Source organism: uncultured Enterovirga sp. (assembly GCF_964242715.1).
Classification (GTDB): domain Bacteria; phylum Pseudomonadota; class Alphaproteobacteria; order Rhizobiales; family Beijerinckiaceae; genus Enterovirga.
In genome coordinates, this window is the sequence record NZ_CAXTAZ010000021.1 from 1 (window position 1) to 9,866 (window position 9,866).

Consider the following 9,866-nt stretch of genomic DNA (forward strand, 5'->3'; position numbering starts at 1 on the left):
CGATGGCCGGCTACACGTCGGGCGGCGAGCAGCAGATGTGCGCGATCGGGCGCGCCATGATGTCGAAGCCCCGGATGATCCTCCTCGACGAACCCTCGATGGGGCTCGCGCCGCAGATCGTGGAGGAAATCTTCGAGATCGTGCGCGACCTGAATCAGCGCTCGGGCGTGTCCTTCCTGCTGGCCGAGCAGAATACCCACATGGCCCTGCGTTACGCGACCTACGGCTATATTCTGGAGACCGGCCGGGTGGTCATGGACGGGCCCGCCTCGTCCCTGCGCGAGAACGAGGACGTCAAGGAATTCTACCTCGGTGTCTCCGACGGCAACGGCAAAAGCTTCCGCAACGTCAAGAGCTACAAGCGCCGCAAGCGCTGGCTGACCTGACATCATCGCCGCGGGCGAGCAGCTCCCCTATCCGTGGTAACCATGGCGACCGGTCGCGTTTGCACATTTTTAATCGTCTTGTACGGTTCTGCCACGGCCCGATGGGGGAGTGGCAACTCGTAGGCGGTGCAACGCTTTGCAGCCCTGGTTCAAATCCAGGGTCGGGCCTCCAATGTCCTTGACCCGGCTTTCATGTGCCGGGCCAATTGCCGGCCGCAGCCCCTCGGGCTGCGGCCGATATCGGTCAGGTGACTTAGGCCGGAAGCCGACCGTCCGGCGTGTATTTGTCCACGGCGTCAGGCAGGTTCTTCGACAGACGCGCGAGCAGCTCTTCGCGCGACAAGCCTGTCTGCTGCGTCAAGGTCGCGAGCACGTCCGGCCCGATCGCCTGTTCGAGATGCTGCGGCTGGATGTCCCGGTTCGGTCCCGGGGCAACCCAGGAATCGGCCGCCTCGCCGTGCCCGGCCTGTTTGAACCGGTCCACGAGTTCGCCGAGCCCGCCGCTCAGCATCCCGCCGGCACCCGCGCCGCCGAGCCCGCCGAGGAGCCCGCCGAGGCCGCCCATGGAAGAGCCGCCCGCACCCGCGCCGCCGAGGCTACCGAGGAGGCCGCCGAGCCCGCCGCCTGTCGGACGAGCACCGCCGGCCGCGCCCGCGCCGCCCCCGGTCAATCCGCCGAGCATCTCGGCAATCTTGTCCTTGTTCTGGTATCCGGCGACGGCAAGCAGGCCCAGAAGCGCCGTCATCGATGGTAGTCCGCGGCTCATGTCGTTCTCCCTCTCCGTGAGCGGAGGCAAAACGCTGCGGCCTCGCGAGTTCCGAAACCAGGCAGCGACAGCGCCGCGAACGATCAAAGCCGGAAGCGCCAGACCTTGGTCAGCTTGACGTCCACATCTTCGAGGGAACGGGTCACCGGCACCTGATAGGCGGCGAGTTCCTCCAGGTCCGCGGCCGGCAGGTAGCTTCGGCCCGGATCCCCGATCAGCACGGTCGCACCGCGAAGAGCGAGCGCGTGGAGCCACTCCGCCATGCGGGAGGCGATGTCGCGATCGTAGAAGATGTCGCCGGCGAGGACCACGTCCCAGCCCTCGTCCCGGCCGGTGAGGTCCTCGAGCCGCGGAGCTATGGACACGCCGTTCTCCGCCGCGTTCAGCGTCATCGCCACGGCCGCGAAGGCGTCGATATCGGCGGCCTCCACCCGGGCCGCTCCGGCTCGCGCCGCCGCGATGGCGACGAGGCCCGAGCCGGATGCGACGTCGAGAACGGACCGGCCCGAGACGATGGCCGGGTTGTCCAGGCAGTAGCGCGCCAGAGCCTGCCCGCCCGCCCAGGCAAAGGCCCAGAAGGGTGGCGGCAGGCCGATTTCGCCGAGTTCGTCCTCGGTGTGCTGCCAGAGTTCGGTCGCCTCCTGGGCCAGATGAAGGCGTATCTCCGGCACGTGCGGCACGGGGAGGAGCCGGGTCTCCGCCCGGATGAAGGCGGCCCGGTCCAGGATCTCGGTCACCTGCGCGAGGGGCCGCTGTCGAGCATCGAGCGATAGAGTCCCTTCACGGCCTCCATGACGTGCCGCTCCGTGAAGCCGTCCAGCACGCGCGCTCGGGCCGCCGCCCCCATCCGGGCGACGATGTCCGGGTCGGCCGCCAGATCCGCGAACACCCTCGCGAGCGCCGCCGCATCGTCCGGCGGGACGAGCCGTCCCTCCACCTCGTCGCGGACGAGACGCCGGCAACCCGGCACGTCGCTCGTGACGATCGCGCGACCGCTGGCCGCCCCCTCCAGCAGGGTCCGGGGCAGCCCCTCCCCACCCCTCGAGGGCAGGCAGCAGACGTGATGGTCGCGCCAGATCCCGGCCGCGTCGGAGGTCGGGCCGTGCCACGCGATCCCGGGCTCGGTGGACCAGGCGCGGAGCTGCGCGTCCGTGATCGCGCGGGGATTCGCGGAATCGGGAGCGCCGTAGAGCGACAACGTCACGTCCGACCCGCCGGCCCGTGCGAGACGGAGTGCCGCGACCGCCACGTCGATGCCCTTCGACCAGAGCATCCGGGCCACGATCGCCACCCGAAGCGGGGCGGGAGCCGGCAACGGGGTCGGATGCCATCGCCCGGGATCGATCCCGGCCCCGCCGACGATGGTAACCCGCCCCACGTGAGCCGGGCCGAGCCCGAGAAGCCGGCCATCGTCCTCGTTCTCGAGAAGATATCGCGTGCCGCGGCTCTCCAGCGCTCCCCGTATTACGGCCCGGATCGCGGTTCGGGCCGCCTTGCCGACGAGGTCGGGTCGCGCCCCGAGATAGCCCAGCCCGGTCAGCGCGTAGACCCGGCGGTCGATCCCGGCCATCAGCGCCGCACTGCCTCCGACGAGGATCGACCGGAGCGCGATGCAATGGACGATGTCGGGCCGGATCGATTTCAGGGTCGCGGCCAACCGCCCGGCCGCGTCTCCGGCCGCCATCGGATTGAGGCTCTTCCGGTCCGCCTCGAGCGGAACCACGCGCGCACCCTCGGCTTCGATCGCCGCCCGATGCTCCCGGACCCGAGTGACCACGCTGACCTCGAACCCGAGTTCGCGCGCGGCCCGCACCATCGGCAGGAAATGCGAGACGAGGAACCAATCCTCGGTGACGACGAAGGCGAGGCGCGAACCAAGCGCCACGTCAGGGCAACTTTGGCCTATCGATCCCCGGGGAAGGAACCCCACTCAGATCACGAAGGGACGGGAACCGATCATTGTAGACGAGGGCGGCTGCAATTACGCCGCCGATGATGATGGGGGCAAGGATAGATGTGAGAAGCGCGATTGCGAATTGCCGCCAGAATGCTCCGGCGGTCTTGACCTCGCGCACGATCGCGTCTTGTAGGGCCAATCTCTCGCGGGCCTCGATTTCGTCGGCCAGATAGCTGCGCGCAGCCGCGTCGAAGAAACCGGCAGCTTGTGTTCGCATCTGCCCAAATTGCGAGTCGGTCAGATTGCCGATCCAGGATTCGACGTCAGCTACCGATGGAGGCTCGCCGTGACGTTGCTCGTAATGGCGGATCCACTCGCGCCGTTCGTGCGCGAACAACGCATAGGTGATGAAGGCAAGCTCATCGGGGATCTCTTCGTCGCCCGTGAGCTTCTCGAAGACCTCCTGATCTGAGGTCGGCATGCTACTTTGATGTAGGCGATCGGAAGGCGCCGGTCGTCTGTCCAGCTTTGGCCATCGCGTGCCCGACTTTGCCGACTTCCTCCTGGGTGAGGGGCGTGGCCCTCACCCATTCTCCGGTTCGGCTATCACGAAAGCGGATACGAACCTCACGCCCGTCAACCAGGCTCAGGGGCCGGCGCTGCTGGAGTGATAGCCTGATCGGGCTGATTGACGCGTTGCTCATAGGGATCGCCTGTTCTCTCGATAATCGCACGTCGATTCTAGGATTCAAGCACCTGGCGCTCCGCTCACCTGAGGAAAGGGTTCGAAACTTTCTCCTCGCCTAAGGTCGAGGCCGGCCCGTGGCCCGGCAGGAAGGCGACGTCGTCGCCGAGGGGCAGGAGCTTCGTCTTGATGGAAGCGATCAGGGCCTCGTGACTGCCGCCGGGCAGGTCGGTTCGGCCGACCGAGCCCTGGAACAGGACGTCGCCCATGAAGGCGAAGCGCAGAACCGGAGAGAACAGGACGACGCTGCCCGGGGAATGGCCCGGACAGTGAAAGACCTGAAACGTCTCGCCGGCGATCTCGTGCGTCTCGCCTTCCGCCAGGAAGCGGTCGGGCGTGACGTTGCGGACATCGTCCATCCCGTATTGCCGGGCCTGCAATTCGAGCCGTTCGAGCAGCGGGCGATCGGCCTCGTGCGGACCCACGATCTTGACGCCGAGCTCGGCCGCGAGTTCGGCCGCCCCGCCGGCATGGTCGATATGGCCGTGCGTCAGGATGATCTCGTCGATCGTCATCCCGATGCGGGAAACCGCGCCCCGGATGACGGGCAGGTCGCCGCCGGGATCGACCACCACGCCCCGCATCGTCGCCTTCGACCAGGCGAGCGAGCAATTCTGCTGGAAAGGCGTGACCGGCACGACCTGGATGTTGAAATCGGACATCGAAATCCTCTCGCGACCCGCTGATTGGCGGATCGCGGGGGCCGGGACAAGCCCGGCGCCGAGCCATGGCCAGGGGCCGGCCTCCGCGCTATCTGACAGCCATGAGCACAAGCGCCGCCGCACGCCCCGTCGGGCCAGGCGACCAGGTCTTCCTGGTCGACGGCTCCTCCTTCGTGTTCCGGGCCTATTTCCAGTCGATGAACCAGGACCGGAAGTACAACACCCGGACCGACGGCCTGCCGACCGGCGCCGTCCGGCTCTTCTCGACCAAGCTGATGCAGTTTATCCGGGACGGAGCCTGCGGCATCAAGCCGACCCATCTCGCGATCATCTTCGACAAGTCGGAAAGCTCGTTCCGGACCGAGATCTACGCCGATTACAAGGCCCACCGGCCGGAGCCGCCCTCTGACCTCGTGCCCCAGTTCCGGCTGATGCGGGACGCGGTGCGGGCCTTCGGCCTCGTACCGATCGAGCAGCAGGGCTTCGAGGCGGACGACATCATAGCGACCTATGCCTGCCGGGCCTCCGCCGCCGGGGCCGAAGTGCTGATCGTCTCGTCGGACAAGGACCTGATGCAGGTGGTGCGGCCCGGCGTCACCTTTTACGATTTCGAGAGCGGCATTCCCGGCAAGCCGGGCTACCGCCCCGAGCGCCGGCTCGACCGCGAGGGCGTGATCGAGAAGTTCGGCGTGCCGCCGGAGAACGTGCCGGACGTCCAGGCGCTGATCGGGGATCCGACGGACAACGTGCCGGGCGTGCCCGGGATCGGCATCAAGACCGCCGCCCAGCTGATCACCGGATTCGGCGACCTCGATACGCTCCTCGACCGGGTCGAGGAAATAAAGCAGCCGAAACGCCGCGAGGCGCTGATCGAGAATGCCGAGAAGGCCCGCATCTCGAAGACGCTCGTGACCCTGCATTGCGACATGGAGATCGACGTCGCGCTCGACGACACGCGCCTCGACGACCTTGATGCGAAGCGCCTTCTCGCCTTCACCAAGGCGCTCCATCTCACCACCCTGACGAAGCGGATCGTCGACCTCTACGAGGTCGATCCCGGCCAGGTGGACGCCGACCCGGTCCTGGCGCGGCCCTGGGACGCCATGGCCAACACTTGGGCCGAGGGCGACGCTTTGGCGGCCTCTACGCCAGACGAGGTCGCCGGCTATCCTGCCCCCGCCGATGGCGCCGCCCCGGCCGCGGCGCGGCCACCCAAGGCCAGCGCCGACCGCATGACGCCCGCCGCCCTGGTCGCGACGCGGCGCGAGGAGGCGAAAGCGCAGCCCTGTGACCGCCAGCGCTTCGTCACCCTGACCAGCCTCGACAAGCTCGAGACCTGGATCGAGGCGGCGCGGGAGAGTGGGCTCGTCGCCGTGACGCTTGAGACTTCGTCGCAAGATCCGATGCGGGCCGAGATCGTCGGGGTGTCTCTCGCCCTCGAGCCCGGCCTGGCGGCCTATATCCCGTTGCGCCACCGGGCAGGCGAGACCGAAGGCGGCGAGAACCTGTTCGAGAACGGGCTCGTGCCGGACCAGATCGCCTTCGACGACGTCCTTTCGCGGCTGAAGCCGCTCCTCGAAGACGCGAGCGTCCTGAAGATCGGCCAGAACACCAAGCACGATTGGCTTGTTCTGATGCGCCTCGGAATCGAGATGGCGCCGCTCGACGACACGATGCTCCTGTCCTACGCGCTCGATGTGGGCCGTCCGGGGCTCGCCGGTCACAGCCTCGATCAGCTCGCCTCGAAATACCTGGAACATTCCTGCCTGGCGCTCGACCAGATCACCGGCAAGGGCCGCAAGGCGATCGGCTTCGATTTCGTCGGTGCCGCGGCAGCGACGCCTTATGCGGCCGAGGAGCCCGACCTGGCGCTCAGGCTTTGGCGCGTGCTGAAGCCGCGGCTTGCGGCCGAGCGCAAGACGAGCGTCTACGAGACCCTGGAGCGGCCGATGGTGCCGGTCCTCGCCCGCATGGAGACGCGCGGGATCCAGATCGACCGGCAGATCCTGTCGCGCATGTCGGGCGACTTCGCCCAGACGATCGCTCGTGTCGAGGACGAGGTCTTCACGATCGCGGGCGAGCGCTTCACCATCGGCTCGCCGAAGCAGCTGGCCGACATCCTGTTCGGCAAGTTCGGCCTCGCCGGCGCCCGCAAGACCGCGACCGGGCAATGGTCGACCGGTGCGCGACTGCTCGAAGAGCTGGCGGAGAGTTCGGATCATCCCCTGCCGCGCAAGATCCTGGAATGGCGGCAGATCACAAAGCTGAAGAGCTACACGGACGCGCTGCCGACCTACGTCCATCCCGAGACCGGCCGCGTCCACACCTCCTATTCCTTGGCCGCCACGACCACGGGCCGGCTGTCATCGACCGAGCCGAACCTCCAGAACATCCCGATCCGTACCGAGGAAGGCCGCAAGATCCGCACGGCTTTCGTGCCGGCGCCGGGACACAAGCTGATCTCGGCCGATTATTCGCAGATCGAACTCAGGCTGCTGGCCGACATCGCCGACATTCCGCAGCTCACCGAAGCCTTCGCGAACGGCATCGACATCCATGCGACCACCGCATCCGAGATGTTCGGCGTTCCCGTCGACGGCATGCCGGCGGAGATCCGCCGGCGCGCGAAGGCGATCAATTTCGGCATCGTCTACGGAATTTCGGCCTTCGGCCTCGCGAACCAGCTCGCCATTCCGCGCGACGAGGCCGGGCAATACATCAAGCGCTATTTCGAGCGCTTCCCGGGCATCCGGGACTATATGGACAAGACCAAGCGCTTCGTGCGCGAGGCCGGCTATGTCGAGACCCTGTTTGGCCGAGCCTGCCATTATCCCGACATCGCGGCCGGAAACGCCTCGATCCGGGCCGCGGTCGAGCGCCAGGCCATCAATGCGCCGATCCAGGGCTCGGCCGCCGACATCATCCGGCGCGCGATGATCCGCATGGATGCGGCCTTGGCCGAGGCGAAGCTTTCAGCCCGGATGCTGCTCCAAGTCCACGACGAGCTCGTCTTCGAATGTCCGGACGACGAAGTCGAGGCGACCCTTCCAGTCATTCGACGCGTCATGGAAGAGGCGCCGCATCCCGCCGTGAACCTCCGGGTGCCGCTCGCCGTCGACGCACGGGCCGGGGTCAACTGGGACGCCGCGCATTAAGGTGGGAAGTGGGGCGTCACGCGATACAGGAGAACCGCCCAGGACGACCCTGGCACAGCGGGGTTCACGGAGGATGAAGGCCACCCATCCGGGGGCAGCCTCAAGCGTCTCCCGGTTCCCGGCGCAATCGGCACAGGCTTTTCCATCAACTGCGCCCTGCCGCCGCAAACCCGGCAGAGATTCTCGCCCGCCTGCGGCGAGCCCGACGCTGTCTCGTCGCCGGGCTTCTTCGGATCGTTCGTCATCTTGATCCGCCCTTCAACGCATGAGGCGCCGGTACCGAGGGGCCGGCCGAACCGAGCCCGTTTCCCCGGGTCCGTAGAAGCCATGGAGGCGAGCGCCCGCAGTCTGAAGAGCGCGATGGGAGGTTTGCCATTGATCTCAGGGCATCCCACGCACGCGCCCGCGGTCCAAACCGAGGAGGAAACAGGATCGATGACCTGCGACGTTTTGGCCCGGGCTGGAACGATCTAAGTTTTACGAGCTTGGTTAACCCTCCTCCAAATTGCGACGCGTCGCGGGTGCTGCCAAGTTCGACGCCCGGGGTTGCAGCTTGTCCACGCATCTAGCAGCCCACTCAGTCTGTTCTTAACGGATATTTAACGGGATCAACTAAGTTGAAACTCTGCGTGTAAAATTACATATACTTCCACAATGACCGTTATTCATTGTTTCTTGCGGAACCGCGCAGCCCGATTTGTAGTCGCATCGACAAGATTTGAAGCCATTTGGCTCGCGATGGAAAGCTCTGTCCCTTTGTATACAGGCCGAATCAGGTCTCCGACCGGTGGCACGGGCCGTGGGTCCTTGTTGTGGCCATCATGGAGTCTTGCTAATCGGACCCGATAATGCGGGCCTGGATCCGCATTGGGAAACGCACCATGCGCTCAGGTCCGGACATCATCACGGGCGGCTTTGACGCGGCCTACTACCTTGAGCTGTATCCGGAGGTCCTGAAGTCCGGCCTCGACCCCCTGACCCACTACAATACGGTGGGTTGGCGCCAAGGCCTGAACCCGAGCGCCTTCTTCGCGACGAACTTCTATCTGAACCGCAACCCGGACGTGGCGGCGGCGGGCGTGAACCCGCTCGAACACTATCTCACGTACGGCGCGAACGAGGGGCGCGATCCGTCGCCCTTCTTCGACACCAGCACGTATTTGCAACTCAATCCCGACGTCGCGGCGGCGGGCGTGAACCCGGTGCAGCATTACCTGCAATACGGCGCCTTCGAAGGACGGCTGCCGAACCCGTCGGGTCTCTCATTCTACGTCGGAACCCAAGCCGCCGATACGATCGGGGGCAACATCTCGGCGAATTTCGCGATCGGCGGCCTCGGGGACGATGTCCTGAAGGGTGCGCAGGGCCACGACACGGTGCGCTTCTCGGCGAATTTCAACGCCTACGCCTTTTCCTTCGTTGGCCGCGACATCGTCGTGACCGGCCCGGAGGGCAGCGACACCCTCTCCTCCTTCGAGCGCTTCGCCTTCTCGGACGGGACGATCGACCGCAAAGACAGCAGCCTCCTCGTCGACGACCTGTTCTACTACGCCCAGAACCGCGACGTTTGGGACGACGGCGGCTTCGACGCGAAGGTGCATTACAACCTCTATGGCTGGAAAGAGGGCCGGAACCCGAACGCCTGGTTCGATACCAACTGGTACCTTCAAGCCCATCCCGACGTGGCTGCCGCCGGCGTCAATCCGCTGGATCACTACCTGCAATTCGGGGCGAGAGAGGGACGGGATCCCTCGACCCGCTTCGACACCGATTATTACCTTGCGAGCAATCCGGACGTCGCCGCGGCCGGCATGAACCCGCTCGACCATTTCCTGGAATACGGGCTGGACGAGGGGCGTTCGGCGGCGGACATGCCGCCGGTTGCATCTCCGGATGCCGCCACCCTCGAGGAGGATGCCGGGGCGATCAGCATCGCCGTGCTGGCGAACGATACCGACCCGGATGGCGGCCCCAAGGGCGTCGCCGCCGTCACCCAGGGCGCGAACGGGCAGGTCGTCATCACGGGCGGTGGCACCGGCCTCACCTATCGGCCCGACGTCAACTTCTTCGGCACGGACAGCTTCACCTACACGTTGAACGGCGGATCGACCGCGACCGTCAGCATCACCGTCAACGCGGTTGACGATGCGCCGGTCGGTGTCGCCGACGCCCGGACGCTGGACGAGGATGCGGCTGCGACCGCGATCCCGGTCCTCTCGAACGACACCGACGTCGACGGCGGCCCCAGGGCCATC

The 9,866-nt window shown here is 66.5% G+C and carries 8 protein-coding genes and 1 tRNA gene; 4 read left to right on the forward strand and 5 right to left on the reverse strand.

The features are described from left to right. A partial coding sequence (locus ACFE87_RS12135; protein WP_375459894.1) for an ATP-binding cassette domain-containing protein occupies positions 1-386 on the forward strand: 386 nt, incomplete at its 5' end. 95 nt (positions 387-481) lie between these two features. Continuing rightward, positions 482-558 (forward strand) — tRNA-OTHER (locus tag ACFE87_RS12140). Positions 559-639: 81 nt separating this feature from the next. On the opposite strand, the gene ACFE87_RS12145 is transcribed toward ACFE87_RS12140, so the two are convergent. The 5 genes from ACFE87_RS12145 to ACFE87_RS12165 form a co-directional block, all read right to left on the reverse strand. Beyond that, the gene (locus ACFE87_RS12145) at positions 640-1,152 is read right to left on the reverse strand and encodes a YidB family protein (RefSeq protein WP_375459895.1); all 513 of its coding nucleotides are present in this window, start codon (positions 1,150-1,152) and stop codon (positions 640-642) included. An 83-nt stretch (positions 1,153-1,235) separates the two neighbouring features. After that, positions 1,236-1,880, reverse strand: coding sequence for a methyltransferase (locus tag ACFE87_RS12150; protein WP_375459957.1), 645 nt, complete (start codon positions 1,878-1,880; stop codon positions 1,236-1,238). Positions 1,881-1,885: 5 nt separating this feature from the next. After that, on the reverse strand, positions 1,886-3,037 hold the full coding sequence (locus ACFE87_RS12155; RefSeq protein WP_375459896.1) for a glycosyltransferase: 1,152 nt from the start codon (positions 3,035-3,037) through the stop codon (positions 1,886-1,888). Position 3,038: 1 nt separating this feature from the next. Continuing rightward, positions 3,039-3,530 (reverse strand): hypothetical protein, encoded by a 492-nt coding sequence (locus ACFE87_RS12160; protein WP_375459897.1) that lies wholly within the window; start codon positions 3,528-3,530, stop codon positions 3,039-3,041. A gap of 287 nt (positions 3,531-3,817) precedes the next feature. Further along, entirely contained in the window at positions 3,818-4,456 is a 639-nt protein-coding gene (locus tag ACFE87_RS12165; protein WP_375459898.1) for an MBL fold metallo-hydrolase, read from the reverse strand. A 101-nt stretch (positions 4,457-4,557) separates the two neighbouring features. Between ACFE87_RS12165 and polA the strand changes: the two genes are divergently transcribed. Beyond that, positions 4,558-7,611, forward strand: coding sequence for a DNA polymerase I (polA, locus tag ACFE87_RS12170; protein ID WP_375459899.1), 3,054 nt, complete (start codon positions 4,558-4,560; stop codon positions 7,609-7,611). 881 nt (positions 7,612-8,492) lie between these two features. Next, the coding region (locus ACFE87_RS12175) for a cadherin-like domain-containing protein (RefSeq protein ID WP_375459900.1) at positions 8,493-9,866 on the forward strand (1,374 nt) is incomplete at its 3' end.